This window comes from Bacillus sp. EA-CB0995, from assembly GCF_055814245.1.
This window is the reverse complement of sequence record NZ_CP169269.1, coordinates 3,231,820-3,252,114: the sequence shown is the minus strand read 5'-3', so window position 1 is coordinate 3,252,114 and position 20,295 is coordinate 3,231,820. Positions and strand designations below refer to the sequence as shown.

21 protein-coding genes, 3 pseudogenes and 2 riboswitches are annotated in these 20,295 nt (G+C 35.4%); of the genes and pseudogenes, 18 read left to right on the top strand and 6 right to left on the bottom strand.

The annotated features are described in order from the left end of the window. Positions 1-3 precede the first annotated feature (3 nt). From ACEWFJ_RS16775 to ACEWFJ_RS16755, 5 genes and pseudogenes are all read left to right on the top strand, one after another. The gene (locus ACEWFJ_RS16775) at positions 4-1,236 is read left to right on the top strand and encodes a glutathionylspermidine synthase family protein (RefSeq protein WP_473689289.1); all 1,233 of its coding nucleotides are present in this window, start codon (positions 4-6) and stop codon (positions 1,234-1,236) included. Beyond that, positions 1,233-1,619 (top strand): DUF350 domain-containing protein, encoded by a 387-nt coding sequence (locus tag ACEWFJ_RS16770; RefSeq protein ID WP_473689288.1) that lies wholly within the window; start codon positions 1,233-1,235, stop codon positions 1,617-1,619. The genes ACEWFJ_RS16775 and ACEWFJ_RS16770 overlap by 4 nt, the downstream gene beginning before the upstream one ends. Positions 1,620-1,839: 220 nt before the next feature. Beyond that, positions 1,840-2,005: riboswitch (M-box (ykoK) riboswitch) on the top strand. Positions 2,006-2,320: 315 nt separating this feature from the next. Further along, positions 2,321-3,030 (top strand): annotated as a pseudogene (locus ACEWFJ_RS16765) (P-type ATPase actuator domain-containing protein). A 118-nt stretch (positions 3,031-3,148) separates the two neighbouring features. Next, positions 3,149-4,015, top strand: a complete 867-nt coding sequence (locus ACEWFJ_RS16760; RefSeq protein ID WP_473689287.1) for a 5'-3' exonuclease — start codon at positions 3,149-3,151, stop codon at positions 4,013-4,015. Between the two features lie 392 nt (positions 4,016-4,407). Then, entirely contained in the window at positions 4,408-4,548 is a 141-nt protein-coding gene (locus ACEWFJ_RS16755) for an FbpB family small basic protein (RefSeq protein ID WP_098309341.1), read from the top strand. Positions 4,549-4,725: 177 nt separating this feature from the next. Here ACEWFJ_RS16755 and ACEWFJ_RS16750 read toward each other — a convergent pair whose 3' ends face one another. Next, entirely contained in the window at positions 4,726-5,181 is a 456-nt protein-coding gene (locus ACEWFJ_RS16750; RefSeq protein WP_473689286.1) for a MarR family winged helix-turn-helix transcriptional regulator, read from the bottom strand. A 327-nt stretch (positions 5,182-5,508) separates the two neighbouring features. Between ACEWFJ_RS16750 and ACEWFJ_RS16745 the strand changes: the two genes are divergently transcribed. Further along, a complete protein-coding gene (locus ACEWFJ_RS16745) occupies positions 5,509-5,769 on the top strand; it encodes a DUF6123 family protein (RefSeq protein WP_098309339.1) in 261 nt (86 codons plus the stop codon). Here the strand turns inward: ACEWFJ_RS16745 and ACEWFJ_RS16740 are convergent. The 3 genes and pseudogenes from ACEWFJ_RS16740 to ACEWFJ_RS16730 all read right to left on the bottom strand — a co-directional run bounded on the left by ACEWFJ_RS16740 (position 5,747) and on the right by ACEWFJ_RS16730 (position 7,963). Next, positions 5,747-6,676, bottom strand: coding sequence for a DMT family transporter (locus ACEWFJ_RS16740; protein ID WP_473689285.1), 930 nt, complete (start codon positions 6,674-6,676; stop codon positions 5,747-5,749). The genes ACEWFJ_RS16745 and ACEWFJ_RS16740 overlap by 23 nt on opposite strands. Positions 6,677-6,680: 4 nt before the next feature. Then, entirely contained in the window at positions 6,681-7,076 is a 396-nt protein-coding gene (locus tag ACEWFJ_RS16735; protein WP_098309337.1) for a reverse transcriptase-like protein, read from the bottom strand. A gap of 15 nt (positions 7,077-7,091) precedes the next feature. After that, positions 7,092-7,963 (bottom strand): annotated as a pseudogene (locus tag ACEWFJ_RS16730) (aldose 1-epimerase family protein). Between the two features lie 435 nt (positions 7,964-8,398). Next, positions 8,399-8,443: riboswitch (PreQ1 riboswitch) on the top strand. A gap of 6 nt (positions 8,444-8,449) precedes the next feature. Here ACEWFJ_RS16730 and ACEWFJ_RS16725 point away from each other — a divergent pair. From ACEWFJ_RS16725 to ACEWFJ_RS16715, 3 genes are all read left to right on the top strand, one after another. Beyond that, a complete protein-coding gene (locus tag ACEWFJ_RS16725) occupies positions 8,450-8,935 on the top strand; it encodes a QueT transporter family protein (protein WP_429709378.1) in 486 nt (161 codons plus the stop codon). Positions 8,936-9,282: 347 nt separating this feature from the next. Then, a complete protein-coding gene (locus ACEWFJ_RS16720) occupies positions 9,283-9,942 on the top strand; it encodes a ribonuclease H family protein (protein ID WP_429709379.1) in 660 nt (219 codons plus the stop codon). Positions 9,943-9,954: 12 nt separating this feature from the next. Further along, positions 9,955-10,131 carry a zinc-finger domain-containing protein gene (locus tag ACEWFJ_RS16715; RefSeq protein WP_098310388.1) on the top strand — a complete coding sequence of 59 codons (177 nt, stop codon included), beginning with the start codon at positions 9,955-9,957 and terminating at the stop codon, positions 10,129-10,131. 224 nt (positions 10,132-10,355) lie between these two features. On the opposite strand, the gene ACEWFJ_RS16710 is transcribed toward ACEWFJ_RS16715, so the two are convergent. After that, entirely contained in the window at positions 10,356-10,604 is a 249-nt protein-coding gene (locus tag ACEWFJ_RS16710) for a DUF2564 family protein (protein WP_473689284.1), read from the bottom strand. A gap of 115 nt (positions 10,605-10,719) precedes the next feature. Beyond that, positions 10,720-10,917, bottom strand: a complete 198-nt coding sequence (cspD, locus tag ACEWFJ_RS16705) for a cold-shock protein CspD (RefSeq protein ID WP_098310386.1) — start codon at positions 10,915-10,917, stop codon at positions 10,720-10,722. 734 nt (positions 10,918-11,651) lie between these two features. Here cspD and ACEWFJ_RS16700 point away from each other — a divergent pair. The 9 genes and pseudogenes from ACEWFJ_RS16700 (at position 11,652) to ACEWFJ_RS16660 (ending at position 20,259) form a co-directional block, all read left to right on the top strand. Further along, the gene (locus tag ACEWFJ_RS16700) at positions 11,652-11,960 is read left to right on the top strand and encodes a cytoplasmic protein (protein ID WP_429719317.1); all 309 of its coding nucleotides are present in this window, start codon (positions 11,652-11,654) and stop codon (positions 11,958-11,960) included. Between the two features lie 61 nt (positions 11,961-12,021). After that, positions 12,022-12,642 carry a sterol desaturase family protein gene (locus tag ACEWFJ_RS16695; protein WP_429719318.1) on the top strand — a complete coding sequence of 207 codons (621 nt, stop codon included), beginning with the start codon at positions 12,022-12,024 and terminating at the stop codon, positions 12,640-12,642. 205 nt (positions 12,643-12,847) lie between these two features. Then, positions 12,848-13,186: a DUF485 domain-containing protein gene (locus ACEWFJ_RS16690; protein ID WP_429719319.1), complete on the top strand. Its 339-nt coding sequence runs from the start codon at positions 12,848-12,850 to the stop codon at positions 13,184-13,186. A 3-nt stretch (positions 13,187-13,189) separates the two neighbouring features. Beyond that, positions 13,190-14,740 carry a solute symporter family protein gene (locus ACEWFJ_RS16685; RefSeq protein ID WP_429719320.1) on the top strand — a complete coding sequence of 517 codons (1,551 nt, stop codon included), beginning with the start codon at positions 13,190-13,192 and terminating at the stop codon, positions 14,738-14,740. A gap of 209 nt (positions 14,741-14,949) precedes the next feature. Further along, a pseudogene (locus tag ACEWFJ_RS16680) lies at positions 14,950-16,301 on the top strand (aminotransferase). Positions 16,302-16,642: 341 nt separating this feature from the next. Further along, the gene (locus ACEWFJ_RS16675) at positions 16,643-17,524 is read left to right on the top strand and encodes a MerR family transcriptional regulator (protein WP_473689283.1); all 882 of its coding nucleotides are present in this window, start codon (positions 16,643-16,645) and stop codon (positions 17,522-17,524) included. A 110-nt stretch (positions 17,525-17,634) separates the two neighbouring features. Then, entirely contained in the window at positions 17,635-18,987 is a 1,353-nt protein-coding gene (locus tag ACEWFJ_RS16670; RefSeq protein ID WP_473689282.1) for an MATE family efflux transporter, read from the top strand. Between the two features lie 260 nt (positions 18,988-19,247). After that, positions 19,248-19,829, top strand: a complete 582-nt coding sequence (locus ACEWFJ_RS16665; protein ID WP_429719324.1) for a YdcF family protein — start codon at positions 19,248-19,250, stop codon at positions 19,827-19,829. A gap of 112 nt (positions 19,830-19,941) precedes the next feature. Continuing rightward, a complete protein-coding gene (locus ACEWFJ_RS16660) occupies positions 19,942-20,259 on the top strand; it encodes a magnetosome magnetite crystal formation protein family (protein WP_253629154.1) in 318 nt (105 codons plus the stop codon). Positions 20,260-20,295: the final 36 nt, after the last annotated feature.

Below are 20,295 nucleotides of genomic sequence, written 5' to 3'. Positions count from 1 at the left end.
GTCATGTCGTTTTACATAAAGGAACGAAGTCAATTTTATTCAAGGTTCCCTCACTTTTGGTCTGACTTATACGGGAGTGAGTACAGCCTTTTTCATGTTTTTGAAATAACAGAACAAACTATAAGGGATTTGCAATTAGCAACAGAACGAATGGGAAAAGTATTTTTTAAGACTGCTAGCCTTCTTCGGACCTTGTCGGATGATCAGCTTCTTGAACTTGGTTTTCCATCTTCAAGTCTGCCTTTTATCAGAATGAAATCTCTATTTCCTGAATCTATTATTTCGCGGTTTGATTTTGCTTTGACGAATGGTGGCATCAAAATGCTTGAGTTTAATAGTGATACCCCAACTTTTATTATGGAATGCTTTCAAATGAATGGAAAGGTATGCAAAGAATTAGACTATCATGACCCAAACGAGAATCAGGAACGTCTTCTTTCTTCTGGTATTACAAAAGCTGTAATGGAGGCTGCTAAAGGAATAGAAATGCCAAACGTTGTCTTCACAGCCCATCATGAACATATAGAAGATTGGAATACTACTAGGTATTTGAGTCAGCTATGTCAGGTTAAAAACAAAATGGTGTCAATGTCAGCACTCAGAATTACTGACGATGCTTTAGTCGACGGAGATGGCGTGCCAATTGATATTTTGTATCGCCAAACATATCCTATTGAAGATTTGGTTGAGGATCAGGATCCTAACACCGGGGATTTTGTAGGGATTGAGTTATTGCAACTTGTAAAGGAAGGAAAGCTCTTTATTATAAATCCTGTTTCATCCTTTCTTCTTCAGCCGAAATCGATTCAATGCCTGATTTGGGGATTAGCTGAGATAGGCGCTTTTTATACAAATGAGGAACGACAATGGATTAAGGAATATATGCTTCCTACTTACTTAGAACCAGATCTATTTTTAGGAAAAAGTTCTTTTGTTCAAAAACCTTCGTTCGGTAGAGAGGGTGACACGGTTACAATTCGTGACAAAGACACGAATATTGTGATTCAAAATTCATATCAAACGTATAAAAAAGAACTTCCTGTATTTCAAAAGTATATAAAGCTTCCAGTTGTTTCTCTTGAGACTGAAAAAGGGAACGAGGAGCTGTCGTATGTGTTTGGATCGTTTTTAATTGCTGGAAAACCAAGTAGTATTGGTATACGGGCCGGTGGAAAAATTACGGGGAATGAATCTTATTATTTACCTGTAGGGATAAAAAAGGGGGATTATAAATGATGAACTTTTTACTTTATTTAGTGGTTTCACTCGGCCTTTTATGTATTGGTCTTTTTCTTATGGAATTGACAACAAAAGTGAAGGAATTTTCGTTAATGGCTAAAGGGAATAGAGCAGCAAGCTATGCACTTGGAGGGAGATTTCTTGGTCTTGCCATCGTCTTGTATTCGACTGCTGCCCATTCTATTTCACTTATGGATATGGTTTTATGGGGAGCGATTGGGATTTTAGCGCAGATTGTTGTATTTTATTTAGCCGAATGGTGCACACCGCGTTTTAATATCAATCAAAGCATTGAAGAAGATAACCAGGCCGTCGGACTTTTCCTGATGTTTTTATCAATTTCCATCGGAATCGTGATTGCTGGGTGTTTAACATATTGAAAAACACGTTGTAGAAAAGCATGGAGATGTTGAAGTGTATCTTCTTCAGGCTTGTCACCTTGAGAAAAAGAGCATACAAAATCTTAAACAATTAGTATTAGAATAAGAGTGTTCCTGGCCTAAATCACTTTCTAGGAAATACTTATTATAATAAGGAAAAGTTTGAATTCAAAGTATTGACATCTATTTTAAATAAGAGTAACATTTTCTATATAATTAAATATGTCTCTGTTAGGTGAGGCTCCTGTATAGAGAGATGCTACTGCCCAAAAATGTCGAGAGACGCCAATGGGTCAACAGGAATGATCGAATTAAGGTCTTTCTTAATGTAGCTGGTGAAGAACCTATGCTATACAGTGCTAAAGCTCGGCGAGGGAGAGGTGCGATTTTTTTAATATAAGCTGCTATAAAGCGCAGCTTCATTAAACTTCGCTTATTTGTGTATGTTCAGACCTTTACTCGTTTCCGGGTAAAGGTCTTTTTAGTAAGGCTGTATGTTGTACAAATATACATAACTAAAAATAAATTTATGAGGAGGTGAGGAGCAATGTCAGCCTCGGACTCGGTTCCGTTACCCATATATTTCAAAAAAGAATGCGTCATGTAGGTAGGAAGCGAATTGTTCCTCCCTCTATATCTGTAAATAGATAAGTCGAGAAACAATAAGTTTCTTCCTGCGTACGCCAAGGAGGAGACGGACGATGTTATATGTAAATAAACGAGATGGAATGATAGACAACGTAACTCACAAAGGGAAAGAAATTTTACAGAAAAACAATGAAATGTTAGTGGAAGTTGCGATTCGAGATGTGAAATCGGTATATGCTTATTTTAAAACAACAAGAAATGGTCTTTCCGTGAAAGAAGCAAAAAAACGTATCGCGCAATATGGGAAAAATGAACGATATGCAAATAAAAAAATCATGCTGGCTTATATCATGATGAAGTTGATTGAAAAAGTAAGTCTGTTTGAAAAGGATACGAATCAAACGAGTGCAACAACATCAAAAACAGTTGCTGTTTTAAGATTAGTAAATGATAAAGCAAATGGAGTAGATACAGATTCTGAAATGATGAATATTCCTGTAGAAGAATTGGTTCCAGGTGATGTAATTTGTCTTTCCGCAGGTGATACTGTGCCAGCTGATGCCCGCATTATTTACGCGAAAGATTTATTATTAGATGAATCTCCTTTAACAGGAAAAGAAATGCTTGTAGAAAAATATGAAAGTTGTTATCATATCGAAAAAAGCGATTTATGCCGTTAAAACGCATAAAAGATTACAATCCACTTTATCTTGAGAATTTATGCTACAAAAGCACCCATATTGTTAATGGAACAGCAAAGGCAGTTGTTGTTTCAACTGGAAATAATACGTATGTGGAACTATTAAATCAATATTGTAAGTAATCTTTATAGATGCTAAATGGAGTAAATCATTGTATAATAAAAAGTACAATCATCATTGATTATTTACAACCTTGCGTCATGACGTGAGGTTTTTATTTTTGTCATTAGGAGAGGAATTATGAAAAAAGTATTATTAGTAGATGGTATGGCACTATTATTTCGTGCTTTTTATGCAACAAGTGTCTACGGACAATTTATGAAAAGACAAGATGGTACTCCGACAAACGGGATTCATGGTTATATGAAGCATTTATTAACAGCGTCTGGGACAATTGAGCCGACTCATATTGTAACGTGCTGGGATATGGGGAGTACAACTTTTCGAACAGAAGCGTTTTCAAACTATAAGGCGAATCGCGGGGCACCGCCAGAAGAATTAATTCCACAATTCGATTTAGTGCAAGAAATGACTGCGCATTTATCTATTCCAGTCATTGGTATGAAAGGATATGAAGCTGATGACTGTCTTGGAACATTAGCAAAAGCGTATCAAAATGAAGCAGAAGTGTTTATTTTAACGGGTGATACAGATTTGCTGCAGCTTGTTGATACAAATATTACAGTTATGCTCCTTCGCAAAGGAATTGGAAACTATGAATATTACACGCCTGAAAAAATTATCGAAGAAAAAGGTGTACAGCCGTGGCAGATTGTTCACGCGAAGGCATTTATGGGTGATTCAAGTGACAATTATCCAGGAGTAAAGGGCATTGGTGAAAAGACAGCATATAAGCTCATTCAAGAGCACGGAACAGTTACAGCTGTTTTAGAAAACATTACACTATTAACGAAAACACAGCGTACAAAAATTGAAAATGACTTAGACAATTTGCATATGTCATTACAACTTGCACAAATTCATTGTGAAGTGCCAATTTCTTGTGAATTAGAAGAAGCTCTTCACACAATTGATATAGAGAAAATACGATTCGTTTGTGAGCAAATGAATTGGGGCAGACCTGAAATGTTTGTAAATATGTTATAAAGTGAAACTTCCATCAGCGGGGGTCTTACTGCCCGTTAATGCGGGATAAAAAGAGATTCTTGAAAAGGATTTATTTTAGAATATAGATAACGCCCAATCAAACTATACATTTGATTGGGCGTTATTATTTATATTTAAAACATTTCAACTAGATATGGTTTCTACCATATCTAGTTTTTTTAGATTGATTGTAAAGGTAGTAAACAAACTGTTGGAAGAGTTATGTTTTAATCGCAAAGCTATACACATATTGACTCATGAAAAAATATACATAGTTTTCATTTAAAATTCAAATGGATTTCACACAAATCTTTTATTATTACACAATAAAGATAATTAATTATCTTTTATATAAATGAAATCTTTCATATCAATCAAGGAGGAAATTAAGTATGCGAAAAAAAATAAGAAAATCCTTTAAACAATTACTAATAGAAAATAAACAATTATTATTGAATGATAAGGAGAATATAAGAGAAATTGAAGAAAAAATTGAAAAACGACATGTATCATATGGAGCGGTGAGTAACTGAGAAAAAAGTTTTTGAGTAGGAAAATCCACATAATAAGGGGATAATCTATAAATCTTGAATATACATTTAATTAAAACAGTGCCACTTAAGGTGCCGCTAATTCGAAAGTCCTTTCAGTGATAACCTGAAAGGACTTTGTTTATCTAGCTTATTATTGGAAAGAATGTTAAAAAAATTTTATTTGTAAACGATTTCTTGTAAATGAGTGAGTAAACGACTATGAATACGTAACAAAGTTTGAATATCTTCTTGTGGCATTTTTTCTAATGCAATCATCATTGCACGATAAGAGGATGAATTTTCGATAGATTTTTTTGTGATTTCTTTTCCTTCAGAAGTGACGTTTAATTTGAGTTCTCTTCGATCTTCTTGAGATTGTGCTCTTTCTACCAATCCGAGCTGAAAGAGTCCCTCTACACTTACACTTACTGTACTTTTAGGTAAAGAAAGCATTTCTGCTACTGCTTTTAAAGTAAGGTCTGGTTTTGTATAAATAGTGTTTAAAATCCCCATTTGAGATACCGTCAATCCTAAGCTAGCAGCATTTTGTTGGGTGAATGAAACAATTGTTTTTTGAATCTCTAAAAATGATTGCATGATTTTTGTGGTTGTATGTAAATCGTTATTCGCCATTGCTAATCCTTCTTCCTATGTATTTAGTTCGTTTTTAAACAGTTCAACATTAAACTAAATGAAATGAATAATTAACGAATTTTATTTTTTATCCTGCTATTCGCGGGTGGTCATACCCTCGCCTTAAGGTTATGAGGGATCAGAAGAAGATAGCTACTTGATTGGTTCAACTAACCATTGGTGGGGGAAACCGCTAATAGAAGTTTCACTTTATTTTTCAGAAAAACAGGAGATTCTACAGCAGTTTTCAAAGAAAATTCATTCTCATAACGCTCGAAAACATGTATGATAGAGAGTGGAGAATTTTTCAAATTAGGTGGGGACATCATGCAAACAGTTCAAGATTACCTTTCATTCTTACATACAAAAGGATTTAAATTATCAGAGGAAGCACAAGGATTTATTATGTTTGGTCAAGGATATACAGGTTCATCTGATAGAATTGTGAATGTGGCGATTGAAGCGACGATTAAGCATCAATTACAGTTTGATGGTAGTTACTTTATTGCTTTGTTAGAACGATTAAATGAAGAGAAAATTACCGATAAAAAAAGCGCGGTGGCTTTTATGCGGAAGTTACAAACATAACTTCATGCAGCCTGCGCTTCTTTTTTTGTTTATTTGGGAGTTCCACAAAGATCATTCCTAAGAAAATGCAAATGCATCCGATGATAGCTGATACTGACAATTGTTCATTCGCAACAAGAACACCTGTGATTGCAGCAAAGACTGGCTCCATTGCGAAAATAATGGCAACGCGGGTCGGTGACGTGTACTTTTGTGCTGTTGTCTGAATAAAGAATGCAAGAGAAGTAGCAAATAGCGATGTTAGCAATAATGCAAACAAAAATGAGCGATTCGTCCATAATGATAGCGAAAATAATTTCTCCCAATCTTCAAACAAAAACGCACAAATAGAAGAGAAGAGTCCAACTGCTAATATTTGTGTTGTACTTAATAATAGCGGAGACACCTTTTTTGAAAAGAATCCATTTACAAGTATGTGAGCAGCAAATGCTACAGCGCAACCTAAGATCAGAAGGTCTCCTATATTCAATTGAAAAGAATCTCCAGCTGTTAATAAGAACAATCCAATTGTAGCTACTGTAATTCCGAGTACAATAAATATATTCGCTTTTTGCTTTAAAAAGATAAACGATAAAACAGGTACCATGACAATACTAAGCCCTGTTAAAAATCCTGCTTTAGAAGAAGTTGTATATAATAAGCCGAATGTTTGTAACAAGTAACCAATAAATAAAAAGAATCCTACTATGATACCAGCGAAGCTACTATACCTTGCACGTTTAATAGGTATTTTTTTTATAGAAATGAGCTGAATAACCAGTAAAATAAGTCCAGCTAATAAGAAACGTACAGCATTAAAAGAAAATGGACCGACAAATGACATAGCATTTTGAACCACAACAAACGTAGCTCCCCAAATAAAGGCAACGAACAACAATGCGAGAGGAGCAATCCACTCTTTTTTCAATACACTACCCCCGTTCATTTTTTAAAATTGCTTTTCGCGCTAATTCATCTGCTACTTTATTTTGACTGCTTGGAATCCACTTCATAAAAAAGAGATCAAATTGCTGGGTCATTTGCAATGCTTCTTCTAAAAGTGGTGCATATAAGGGATTCTTCGCATATTGTTTTTCAACAGCTTGTTCTACAAGCTGAGAATCTGTTCGAAACGATACAATTTTATAATTATGTTCGGTGCAATATTTTAATGCAGCAAGTAATGCGTGATACTCAGCTTCATGATTGCTCATAACTCCAAGTGGAACAGAAAGCTGCACAGGCGGTTGAATACCTTTGATAAAAACCCCGGCGCCAGAAGGACCAGGGTTTCCTTTTGATGCACCATCAATGTACACTTCAATCAAATTGAAAACCTCCGATTAACCGATTGTAATGCCATAGCGGCATGTAAATGTTTCATTCGCTTTTAACATTTGAATTCCTTTTTTTCTGTAAAGTCTTTTACGGGCTCTACTTCATCAGCAATGCCATACCAAGGTTCAATACATAGAAACGGTGCGCCGTCTCCAGGTGTCCACACACCCACAAATGGAAATCCTTCAGATGCTACTTTAATAAATTTATTATGTTTGTGAGAGCGGATGGCAATTTCGTTTTTGTTCATGTTTTCAAAAATAAGCGCATCGTTTTTAAATAAATCGTATGTAAGTGGAAGTTCGGTTGTTTCTTCTGCTACTATGAGTTTATTTTTAGAAAGAAACGGTCCTTCTAATACGCTTGTTTCTAAGTGCTCTAGAGTGCTGAAAGATAAGTAGTAATCTGTGAAAGATTCATTTGATAGTAAAGGACAATTAAAACCAGGGTGTCCTCCAATTGAAAAATACATTTCTTTTGTGTTTGGATTGATTACTTCATATGTTACGTATACAGATGTTTCATGTAATTCATAAGAAACGAGTAATTCAAATGCAAACGGATAGTTTTGTAATGTTTCTTCATTACTCGTTACTACGTATGTAATTTTTGATTCACTTTGTTCTTTTATTGTAAATGTTAGATCGCGAGCAAATCCATGCTGTGTTAACGAATAAGATTTTCCATCAACATAATATGTATTATCTACTAATCTTCCGACGATTGGGAATAAAATGGGAGCACGTCGTCCCCAATACTTTGAATCCCCTTGCCACATATATTCTGTACGATCTTCTTTTAAGCGAATGCTTTGCAATTCTGCACCTTTTTCAGAAATAGAAACGATCACTTTTTCGTTTTGAATCGTTGCTGTCATGAATAATCCCTCCAAAATCTTTCATGTTTTTTATTATACGTCCTATAAAAAGAAAAGGATAGTTTATCCCGCATTAACGGGCAGTAATACTCCCACCTCAAAATTCGGTGAAAGCATTGTCCAGCTCTAGCGGCTAGAATCTCCGGTCGTTTCGCCCCCTCGGACGAGGCAAAAAGCGCCTCTCTGTCGGGGGCTCCAACGTCCTGCGATTCTGAACGAGCCGCTTCCGCTTTTCTAAAGAAGTTAGGTGGGAGATAAACTGCCCGTAAAAACCCGATTGGTTCAACTAATAATCAGTGGGGGATGAAGAAAACCCCCACTGATTAAAGTTTCACTTTATGACTATCCCTTTGTAATTCAGGTCATTTGATACATCTTCTGCCATATTGACTTGAATTCAAATTATAAATATAATGTAATTTTGTTCATTTGCATATTCAAGTGGTTCGTAACCATCCCACGTAAAAAAACTAAGGAGATCATACAATGAAAATTAAGACACTTGTTGGTAACGGGATTTTAGCAGCTTTATATATTGCCGTTTCCATGCTTATTCAGCCTTTTGGTTTTACGAATATTCAATTTCGTATTTCGGAAATGTTCAATCATCTTGTTGTGTTCAATAAAAAATATATTTATGGGATTGTGTTAGGCGTATTTTTAACAAACCTCTTTTTCTCACCAATGATTGCATATGATCTTGTATTTGGGGTGGGGCAATCTATTATTGCCTTACTTTGTACAATTGTTTCTATGCGCTTTATAAAAGGGATATGGGCGCGTATGATTTTTAATACTGTTGTCTTTACGGTTACAATGTTCCTTATTGCGATTGAACTACATCTTGCATTCGACTTACCATTTTTGTTTACATGGCTAACATGTGCAATTGGTGAATTTATTGTAATGGCTATTGGAGCACCTGTTATGTATTTTATTAATAAACGAGTGCAGTTTGAAAAGTTTGTGTAAGATGGATAAGAGAGTTGTTCACTTAATAGTGACAACTCTTATTTCTTTTCCTCAATTTATATTTGCAGGAGTTTCATTTTATCCCGCTATTTTGGAGCAGTAAGACCCTCACCTCAAGACTCAGAGAGAAGCGAAGAAGATAGGTGGGGGATAATTGCTGGCATGCGCCCGATTGGTTCAACTAACCATCAGCGGGGGATGAAAAAACCCACTGATGGAAGTTTCACTTTATCGTGCGGAGATGTGATGTATTCGGAATAGAATACTGTGCTCATAGACAAAATATTATAAAATGAACATGTAATATTTGGTAGTGTATTGATTTTGTATGTAAAAGGGGGAGCAAAATGAAATATAAAATAACTTGGCTATATCGAACAAAGCATGGTTTAGAGACCAAACTTGAAACAGATTACCTTCGTTTAGAAGAGACGATGCAGTTTGCAGCAGACTTTGAAAAAACAGGGAGAGCGAAAGAACTGTTGTTTTATGATGAAATGGGGACAGAGTGGACGTTAAAAGAAGTTAAGAAATTGAGTAAACAAGTTGAAGAAGAGCCGCAAGATCTCTTATTGTATTTCGATGGAGGGTACGATATTGAGAAGAAAGAAGCGGGCGTGGGAGTGAGTATTTATTATAAGAAGCAGGGAAAAACGTATCGAATTCGTCGCAATGCTTACATAGAAGGAATTGATGATAATAATGAAGCGGAATATGCTGCGTTATTATACGGAATGAATGTGCTAGAAGAGCTAGGAGTTAAGTATGAATCCGTTATACTTCGCGGTGATTCTCAAGTGGTGCTCCAGCAATTAGCAGGTGAATGGCCATGTTATGAGGAACATTTAATCCATTATTTAGATCAAGTCGAACAAAAAGCAAAACAGATGAGAATAAAACTGATATGTGAACCTGTTTCTAGAAAACAGAATAAAGAAGCTCATCAATTGGCAACGCAAGCACTTGAAGGAACGGATATTGATAGTCATAAAGAAATAACAGAGTAGGGGTGTGAAGGAGTGGATCGTAAGCAGCTCATTACGGAAGTGAATGATTTATTAGAAACATATTGCGATGGCTGCTTTTTACAGCAGCATTTTCGAAAAGAACATAGTAAATATTATGCCCACTCCTTTTGCATTCGGCAATGCACAATAGGAGCAAAGCTAAAGGAGTATGGAAACCGATTATCTTGAACGATTCCCTATTTACTTTGTTGAGATAGGGAATTTTATACGATTATATGTAGAAAACTTACAGTAGTTTTTATCCTGCTATTTTGGGGCAGTAAGACCCCCACCTCAAGATTTAGAGAGAAACGAGGAAGATAAGTGGGGGATGAAAAAACACTGATGGAAGTTTCACTTTATAGTTCGTTACGTACATAATAAAAACATCCAGAGAACCCCCTGGATGTTTTTTAATGCTTTGCTTCTTGTAATTGATTCTCGCATTTCTCTAATTTTTCTTCTTGATCTAATAAAAATGGTGTATCTAAATCTGTTGCTACTTCTTTCATTGTTTCCAGCTGAAGGCGAGCTGATTCAACCGCATTTGTAGCATGCTGCAATGATTCAGGATCCATTGTGACCGTCGCGGAGCCAACCATTTTTTGAGCAGTTTCTACGCGGAATTTTACTTCTTCAAAATCGTTTACAGGTAAACCCATTGTTTTCTCCTCCTTTATTTTCTCATTTCACATAGTTTTCGCTCTGAGAAAAAGAAATATACAGAGGAATAAACAAAGGAGGTTACCGATGGGTAACCTCCTGTCATATGTTGAATTAAAGTTTTACTACGTTAGCAGCTTGAGGTCCGCGGTTTCCTTCAACGATTTCGAAAGAAACTTCATGACCTTCTTCTAGAGATTTGTAGCCTTCTCCTTGAATTGCACTGAAGTGTACGAATACATCGTCTGCACCCTCAACTTCGATAAATCCAAAACCTTTTTCGCTGTTAAACCATTTTACTTTACCTTGCATGTTATGATGCCTCCTAAATATGATCACTTTCTCATTTAGTGAATAATACAGAAAACATTCACAAATTCATAAAATTGAAATTGTTATATTCTTGAATATTCTGCTAAATAATAACTTAAATATACATGAAATGGGAGATTTTAGTCAAGTAAGCGGTTTTATCTTTTTGTATTTTTAAATAATTTTTTACACTAGCTTTATAAATCATGTATAGGACAAATGCTAATTTTAATAACTTTAAATAAAGGCTGTACATAAAGAGGTGAGAGAATGCATCGGTCTTGCTGCCCGTAAAAGCCTGATTGGTTAACCATCAGTGGGGGATGAGAAAAGGACGATATACCAACTTGGATATTTACAGTAATTGAAAGCTCTTCTAATGTTGTATTAAATCTAGCGTTACTTTGCAATTTTGGAATATCTTTATGTTTATATACACATATTATACAAGCATTCATATGCTATATAGGACTTCTTATTGTTTTATCTTGGATTTTCAAGTGTAAAACAAGGAATTTTACAATAAAATATGGAATATAAACAGGAAGAGGCAGGAGAATTTCTTTCAGAAATACATTAAATAATGCTTTTTCTGCTCATTTTGAAAGAACATTGCTTCTACACAAAGCATTCGGGTATATTACAGGGGAGCAAGGATTATATTAGTCGTTTGTTACATTCATTTTGTGTATACAGCTTTACAATTGTTTATATAAATTGAAGGGGAGATTTTTATGTATCGAACCATAGTAAATGAAAAAGAAATTATTATTACATTAGCGCCGAAAATTCGAAAGGAAGTAACAGACAGAAATCCATTATACGAGGCTGTTCTTCAAACTGCTGAACGATTACTTCAAACAAAACAACCGACATTTGCTGTAAATCATGAAATATTAGGGCTAATTATTGGAGAAGTACAAAGAGGAGAAGTAACAGTTTTTGCAGTGGAACATATTATTCCGAAACAGAATATATTTGGCTCAAGTAATTTTTTCTATCAAAATGGAGAAGCAAGTAAGTTTATAATGGGAATAGAATAGAGATAAAGAAAGCGGCCATAACAATACGTTACGGCCGCTTTCTAAGGAGAGGAATATAGGGATGAAGAGAGTTATAAAAGAGTTTTTCTTTCAGCATGATATTGCCATTATGATTGGAATTTTAATTGGTTTTATTGTTATTTTGAAAATGAATTTGTTTACAGGAACTGCAGCTATTGCTGTCATTGCAGGCATTATTTTTTATACAATTAATGAATATGTAACACATCGTTTTTTATTTCATTTAAAGCCGCCAAAGAATCAGTTTTTATTAAAAATGTTAAAACGTCTTCATTATGATCATCACGTATATCCGAATGATTTAAAGTTATTATTTTTACCCGTGTGGTATAGTCTTCCTGGATTTACGATATATTTATGTATTGTATACGGTATTACTTCTAGCATTACGGTGACATTATCATTTGGAATTGGAATGATCTTCATGCTTTTAGTATATGAATGGAAACATTACATTGCCCATCGACCAATTCGTCCAATGACTCCATATGGAAGATGGCTAAAGAAGCAGCATATACTACATCATTATAAAAATGAGAACTACTGGTTTGGGGTATCGAATCCGTTTTACGATTTTATGTTCAAGACATATAAAGAAGGAAAAGATGTCGAAACGAGTGAAACAGCTCGTAATTTGGAAGGTGAGAAAGTAGTGCAATAAGCACTGCTTTTTTTTATTGAAATAAATATTAAGTTAAAAAATGGTAAAAAATGACGTAATTTGTCTATCGAAAAATCTTTGCTTATAAAAATAGATTGTCTACAATGAGAATAAGTTTCTGAATATTTATAAAATTTAGTAAATGTGATGTTCAAGGGAGGGGATTTTTTACTATTCGTATTGAGAAGAAAGGGGATGATATGAAGTGAAACAAGAATCATCTGCTCGTAAATTAAATAGTGAAATCAATTACACAGAAGTAGTACAATCTGCTGAATTTCAAAATTTATTACAAGCAAAGAAAAAATTTATTGTACCGATGAGTATTTTCTTTTTTAGTTTTTTTATTGCCCTGCCTATTTTAACATCGTATTCAAAAGTGCTCAATACACCGGTATTTGGTGATATTACATGGGCGTGGGTGTTTGCATTTGCTCAGTTCGTTATGACGTGGGCATTGTGTATGATCTATAGCAAAAAAGCGGAATCATTTGATCGGCTATCGAATCAAATTCTTGAAAATGTAGATAAAGAGAGGGGATAAATATTGAATACAACAGCTTTTACATTGTTTTTAGTAATTGTTCTTGGAACGCTCGTCATTACGTACTACGCATCGAAAAAAACAAAAAATGCAAGCGATTTTTATACAGCAGGCGGTGGGTTAACAGGGTGGCAAAATGGTTTGGCGATTGCGGGTGATTACATGTCCGCTGCTTCTTTTCTTGGGATTGCTGGAGCCATAGCATTAACAGGATTTGATGGGTTCTTTTATAGTATTGGTTTTCTTGTAGCCTATTTAGTTGTATTATATCTTGTTGCAGAGCCGCTTCGAAATCTTGGGAAATTTACGTTAGCAGATATGATTGCAGCACGTTTTGATGCAAGAAAAGTACGCGGAGTAGCAGCGCTTAATACGGTGACAATTTCGATTTTTTATATGATTGCACAGTTAGTCGGAGCGGGAGCACTTATTAAATTATTATTAGGAATTGAATACACAACAGCTGTATTGATTGTTGGGATATTGATGACTGTATATGTTATTTTTGGCGGAATGACAGCAACGAGCTGGGTTCAAATTGTTAAAGCAGTATTATTAATGGCGGGTACATTTATTATTTCTATTATTGTGTTTGCCAAGTTTAATTTTAGTATTACAGAAATGTTTGCACAAATGAAGACAGCAACACCGTTGAAAGAAGCATTTTTAAATCCAGGTGTGAAGTATAAAATTGGTTTAGATACCATTTCTTTGAATCTGGGACTTGTTCTTGGTACAGCGGGATTGCCGCATATTCTTGTTCGTTTCTTTACGGTTCGTGATGCCAAAACAGCTCGTCAATCTGTTGTATATGCAACGTGGTTAATCGGAGCCTTTTACATTATGACAATCTTCTTAGGTTTTGGAGCAGCAGCGTTTGTTGGGAATAGCGCGATTGTAAAAGCGAATGCTGCTGGAAATATGGCAGCGCCAATGTTAGCACAAGCGTTGGGTGGAAATCTTTTGTTTGCTTTCGTTTCGGCGGTAGCATTTGCGACAATTTTAGCTGTAGTAGCGGGGCTCGTGTTAACAGCAGCATCAGCGTTTGCTCATGATTTCTATAATGAAATTTTACGCCGCGGAAAAGCGACGGAAAAAGAACAAGTGAAAATGGCGCGCTATGCTTCAGTTGGAGTTGCAGTATTTTCTATTATTTTAGCGTTATTTGCGCAAACATTAAATGTAGCGTTCCTTGTATCGCTTGCGTTTGCTGTTGCGGCGAGTGCAAATTTACCAGTTATTTTATTCACGATATATTGGAAGCGTTTTAATACGACCGGTGCAATTTGTGGTATGCTTGTTGGCTTAACTTCTGCTATTGTCCTCGTTGCGCTGAGTCCGAATGTATGGAATCCGGTGGCTGGAAAAGCAATTTTTGTTGGGGAGCCGTTATTTCCATATACAACACCAGGCATAATCTCCATTCCACTTGGATTTTTAGCTGCCTATTTAGGGACGATTTTATCTAGTAAGAAAGAAGATGCCGCGAAATTTGATGAAATATTAGTAAAGTCGAATACAGGACATGGCATTAGTGACGTATCGGCGCATTAAGAAACAGAGTGCTTTCTGGCTAAAGGAAAGCACTTTTGTTTTTTATTTTACTAAATAACATTTACTAATTTTCTCTTTTGAATTTTTTTATTAGCCGGTAGGATTTACAGCATTTTTGTGGAATGAAAGTTTAGGAAGAGAAAAATTTAAATCATCATGAGGCACCGAACAGCTTTAGATATAAAAAGTTGTAATGGAAGGTGGAATGTATGGTGAAAACGAAGCAATCTGGAGAATTATTAGCAAAAGATGAAAAATACGTATGGCATGGAATGCGTCCGTATAGTCCAAGCAGTACAATGATTGGAACAAAGGCAGAGGGCTGCTGGGTGGAGGATAGTGAAGGAAAACGCTATCTAGATGGAATGAGCGGTCTTTGGTGTGTGAATAGTGGTTATGGAAGAAAAGAACTAGCTGATGCTGCGTATGAACAGTTACAAAAGCTTTCCTATTTTCCAATGTCACAATCACATGAGCCGGCAATTCAATTAGCAGAAAAATTAAATGAGTGGCTTGGTGGGGAATACGTTATTTTCTTTTCTAATAGTGGATCAGAGGCAAATGAGACAGCATTTAAAATTGCTCGTCAATATTATGCGTATAAAGGAGAACCGCATCGTTTTAAAGTTATGGCACGCTACCGCGGTTATCATGGAAATACAATGGCAGCAATGGCAGCAACAGGACAAGCACAGCGGAAATATCAGTATGAGCCGTTAGCTGCAGGGTTCTTACATGTCACACCGCCAGACTGTTACCGCATGCCAGGAATTGATGCAGAGGATATTTATGATGTGGAATGTGTAAAAGAAATTGATCGCGTGATGACATGGGAATTGAGTGAAACGATAGCAGCATTTATTATGGAACCAATTATCACAGGCGGAGGTATTTTAATGCCGCCGCAAAATTATATGAAGGCTGTTCATGAAACATGCAAAAAGCATGGGGCACTTCTTATTAGCGATGAGGTCATTTGTGGTTTTGGACGTACAGGAAAACCATTTGGATTCATGCATTATGATGTAAAGCCAGATATTATTACGACGGCAAAAGGAATTACAAGTGGATATTTACCATTGTCCGTAACGGCAGTGAAAAAGAAATTTATGAGGCGTTTCAAGGGGCGGGAGAATATGAGTTTTTCCGTCATATTAATACATTTGGCGGAAATCCAGCAGCTTGTGCATTAGCACTTAAAAATTTAGAAATTATGGAGAACGAAGGATTGGTTGATCGTTCTGCTCAGATGGGAACTCTTCTATTAGAACAATTAAAAGAAGCGATTGGTGACCATCCATATGTAGGAGATATTCGCGGAAAGGGGTTACTCGTTGGAATTGAACTTGTAAATGATAAAGCGACGAAAGAGCCAATTGATGGGGACAAAATTGCAACGGTGATGAATGCTTGTAAAGAAAAAGGATTACTTATTGGTCGCAACGGTATGACGACAGCTGGTTATAATAATATTTTAGCATTAGCACCGCCGCTTGTAATTTCTAGCGAAGAAATTACGTTTGTTGTAGAAACAGTGAAGGCGGCGATGGAACGTATTTGATAAAGTGAAACTTCCATCAGTGGAGTTTTTTTCATGCTCCCCTGATGGAAAGCCCGCCCAATCGGGCTTTTATGGGCAGTTATCCCTCACATATCTTCCTTGTTTTTCATTGAATCTTGAGGTGGGGGCTTACTGCCCACAAATAGCGGGAGTGAAAAGCGAGCCAGAAGGACAAGGCTCGCTTTTCGGTTTGTTGTTTATTGAAAAGAGTACATACATGTATAATATACTTGCTATTTTATAGAGAGTGGGAATAAAGTGAAACTGTTATTAACGGGGGAAAGGGCTAATATAAAAAGTGTGATTAGGTTAATGAATTTGAAATGAACGGAGAAATAGATATGTTATTAAATCAACGTTTTACAATCGGAGAAATGGCGAAAATGCATAATATCCCTGAATCGACTTTGCGATATTATGATGAAAAAGGTATCTTTCATCCAGCAATTGTTGATTCACAAACGAATTATCGATACTATACAATTGATCAATTTTCAATGCTAGATACGATTAAGTTTTTACGTCAGTTAAACATACCGCTAAAAGAAATTAAACGATATATAGATGAAAGAACACCATCATTTGCATTGAATTTATTAGAAAAGCAGGAAGAGATGTTATTAAAAAAACAAAGGGAAATTGAATATACGTTAGCAAAAATAAAACATAAAATTCATTTAATGAAAGAAGCTATACAAACAGATGCTCACACTGTCTTTTTTACAGAACTACCAACGCGAAAAATTACGGCTCTTCCTATTACCAAAAATATAACGGATGATATGTTTGAATATTATATTCATTCACTTCAAAAAAATATGAAGCAAGTAGATGATAGCTTATTTTCAGGGGATCTAGGCGTTACTATAGCAAAAGAGGCACTATTGAAGCATGATTTTCAAGCATACAATAGCGTATTTATTCTTCTTGATTATATGCCATTTGAAATTGCTACTTCTAATGTAATTGAAGAGGGAATATATGCGTGTGCGTATCATCATGGACCATACGAAGAAACAGGTAAGACCTATAAGAGGTTGTTACAAGCTATTGAAAAAGATGATTATGAAATATGCGGTGATGCAATTGAATTAGGGTTAATTGATTGGTCTGTAACAAGTAATCCAATGGAGCAAGTGACAGAAATCCAAATCCCTGTGATGAAAAAAGATAAAGTGAAACTTCCATTAGTGGGGGATAACTGCCCGCAAATAGCAGGATAAATTAAGTAAGGCATCCTGAATAACAAAATATATGTTTTACTTCTCTCTTGACCTTTAAGTAACTTGAAGGTTTAAAATGTGAACAGAGAGTCGTAAAGGAGAGTTTTGTTATGGAAGCAACTGAGAATTTAAGAGAAAAACCGATTAAAAGTTTATTTATTTCGTATTTAGTTCCGGCTGTACTTGGAATGGTACTGATGTCGGTGAATATTATGATAGATGCAGTTATGGTTAGCCGAGGTGTGGGTGCGAATGGTTTGGCAGGAGTGAATGTTGCCGTTCCCGCATTTTCCATCTTTTTCTCGATTTCATTATGGATTGGAATGGGCGGAGCAACAATGTATTCTATCGCTTTAGGAGAAAATAAAGTAGAGCGAGCGCGTTCTATTTTCACGCAATCTATGACGGTAGCCGTTGCTATTGTTGGTGTGTTAATGATTATTTGCTTATGGAAAATAGAAGATATAGCTTACTTATTTGGAGCAAATGATGTAATTTTACCGTATTCATTAGATTATCTCCATGTATTATTTACATTTGGAATGGTATATGTTTTAGAAAATGTTTTGAGTACATTTATACGAAATGATGGAAATCCGAATTTAGCTATGGCAGGTTTAATTATCACAGCGGTATTAAACATTGTATTTAATTATATTTTTATCTTCATTCTTGGCTGGGGTGTGACAGGATCAGCATCTGCTACAATTTTATCTGCAGCAATTGGCTTTCTTGTACTATTGAGTCATTTCTTTAGAAAAAACAGCATTTTAAAATGGACGAAACTAAAATTAGAGTGGCAAACAATAAAAGAAATTCTCGTGATTGGCTTTCCTAGCTTTACAACAGAAATAACAGCGGCGATTGTAACAATAGGTTTTAACGTTACTTTTATTCAATACGCTGGAGAGCAGGGCGTTGCATCATTTGCTATGGTAAACAGTATTCATGCCATAACGTTACTTTTATTCTTTGGAGTTGGGGCAGCACTACAATCTATCGCGAGCTTCCATTATGGTGCAAATTTATCGGAAAGGTTGAAAGAAGGGCTACAGCTTGCGGTAAAAACAGCTGTTGTACTCGGTGCTATCGCAACAATTATCGGTTTATTCTTTGGGAAATATCTTATCGGTTTATTTGACGTTCAATCTGAAGAATTATTAAATATGACTCTAATAGGAATCAGTTTATTCTTCACGCAATACGTATTTTTAGGTTATAACATTGTATATGGAGAGTATTTTCAATCCGTAAGACAAACAACAAAATCTGTTTTTATTATATTGAGCCGTGGGTTGCTGCTTATCATACCTCTTCTGTGGATTATGCCGAAATTGTTTGGTGTAAATGGAATATGGCTTGTAATGCCTGTGGCGGAATTATTAACAGCGTGTGCTGTATTTGCGATGAATCGTTTTTCACATCCAGTTTCTATACGAGTGTTGGCAGAGAGACATGTATAATGATGAAATCTCCTTAATGTGTTAAGGGGATTTTTTGTTATTCATAAACAGAATTTCTACTTCAAAATTCTAAGCATCACTAATAGAAATCTCAGTATGCTCTATGTAAAAAAATGTATTGTATACGTGATTCTATATTCCTATTTGGAGTAGGAATATTACTTTTAAAGGATGAATTGGGCCGAATTGGAAAAAAGACTACACAAGTGGTTGGAAGAATATTAAGATGAAAAAATAAAGAGAGGGGAGTATTTGTAGAAATGCTAAAAAGAAAAAAGTGGATAACGTATGGCATGATTCTTTTGATGATTGTAGTTGGTTATATGAGTACTTTACAATATATAATTTACAAGCATGGACATATGGAAGCGCCAAATGATGCAGATTATATGATTGTACTTGGTGCGCGTGTGAAAGGAACAGAACCTTCTTATTCTCTGCAATATCGTATTGATAAAGCCGCGGAATATTTAAAAACACATCAACAAACAATTGTAATTGTATCTGGTGGTAAAGGAAAAGGAGAGGATATTTCTGAAGCTTTGGCTATGAAACGAGGATTAATAAAACAGGGGATTCAAGAAGAACGAATTATAATGGAAGATCGTTCTACAAATACAGATGAAAACATAAAATTCTCAAAATCTCTTATTCCAGCAAATAAGAAAAAAGGAATTATCGTAACGAACGATTTTCATATGTATCGTGCAAAAAAGATTGCTGAAAAACAAGGATTGCAGTTAGAGGGATTGTCTGCAAGAACACCAAAGCCTATTATCATTCAATCTAATGTTCGAGAATATTTGGCAATTACAAAGTATTGGCTCATGGATCAAATATAACGAGAAATCTTACAAAACTGTAATTTAGCTGAAAGGTAAAACGATAGTTTCTAAAGTTTTGGAATGGCATAATAAAAGTAACAAAAACAACAAAACTTTAGAGGTGAATCGTATGAAAAGCAATAATATTTTATCTTCATTATGTTATTTTAGTATTTTCTTTGCACCGTTCTTATTTCCAATTATCGTCTTCTTTATTGCCGAAGGTGACGTGAAATATCATGCGAAAAAAGCACTATGGACGCACATAATTCCATTCATTATCTTATTTGGAGGCCTTGCTCTTTCGGGGGCAGTTGGTATTGGGATGGGAGAAGCTGCAAGTATTGGTGTTGGTATGATTGTAACGTATGTCATCTTTGCGGTTGTAGGAATTTATTACTGTGTTTGGAATATTGTCAAAGGTGTCAAGGTGTTGAAAGCAGCTTAATTATGTATGAAAGGATCAATCAAATAAGATTGATCC

Excerpts from the sequence above, each read along its gene's own strand:
- ACEWFJ_RS16775 (WP_473689289.1), top strand. The coding sequence starts at position 4 with ATGTCGTTTTACATAAAGGAACGAAGTCAATTTTATTCAAGGTTCCCT.
- ACEWFJ_RS16770 (WP_473689288.1), top strand. The coding sequence starts at position 1,233 with ATGATGAACTTTTTACTTTATTTAGTGGTTTCACTCGGCCTTTTATGT.
- ACEWFJ_RS16760 (WP_473689287.1), top strand. The coding sequence starts at position 3,149 with ATGAAAAAAGTATTATTAGTAGATGGTATGGCACTATTATTTCGTGCT.
- ACEWFJ_RS16755 (WP_098309341.1), top strand. The coding sequence starts at position 4,408 with ATGCGAAAAAAAATAAGAAAATCCTTTAAACAATTACTAATAGAAAAT.
- ACEWFJ_RS16750 (WP_473689286.1), bottom strand. The coding sequence starts at position 5,181 with ATGGCGAATAACGATTTACATACAACCACAAAAATCATGCAATCATTT.
- ACEWFJ_RS16745 (WP_098309339.1), top strand. The coding sequence starts at position 5,509 with ATGCAAACAGTTCAAGATTACCTTTCATTCTTACATACAAAAGGATTT.
- ACEWFJ_RS16725 (WP_429709378.1), top strand. The coding sequence starts at position 8,450 with ATGAAAATTAAGACACTTGTTGGTAACGGGATTTTAGCAGCTTTATAT.
- ACEWFJ_RS16720 (WP_429709379.1), top strand. The coding sequence starts at position 9,283 with ATGAAATATAAAATAACTTGGCTATATCGAACAAAGCATGGTTTAGAG.
- ACEWFJ_RS16710 (WP_473689284.1), bottom strand. The coding sequence starts at position 10,604 with ATGGGTTTACCTGTAAACGATTTTGAAGAAGTAAAATTCCGCGTAGAA.
- cspD (WP_098310386.1), bottom strand. The coding sequence starts at position 10,917 with ATGCAAGGTAAAGTAAAATGGTTTAACAGCGAAAAAGGTTTTGGATTT.
- ACEWFJ_RS16700 (WP_429719317.1), top strand. The coding sequence starts at position 11,652 with ATGTATCGAACCATAGTAAATGAAAAAGAAATTATTATTACATTAGCG.
- ACEWFJ_RS16695 (WP_429719318.1), top strand. The coding sequence starts at position 12,022 with ATGAAGAGAGTTATAAAAGAGTTTTTCTTTCAGCATGATATTGCCATT.
- ACEWFJ_RS16675 (WP_473689283.1), top strand. The coding sequence starts at position 16,643 with ATGTTATTAAATCAACGTTTTACAATCGGAGAAATGGCGAAAATGCAT.
- ACEWFJ_RS16670 (WP_473689282.1), top strand. The coding sequence starts at position 17,635 with ATGGAAGCAACTGAGAATTTAAGAGAAAAACCGATTAAAAGTTTATTT.
- ACEWFJ_RS16665 (WP_429719324.1), top strand. The coding sequence starts at position 19,248 with ATGCTAAAAAGAAAAAAGTGGATAACGTATGGCATGATTCTTTTGATG.
- ACEWFJ_RS16660 (WP_253629154.1), top strand. The coding sequence starts at position 19,942 with ATGAAAAGCAATAATATTTTATCTTCATTATGTTATTTTAGTATTTTC.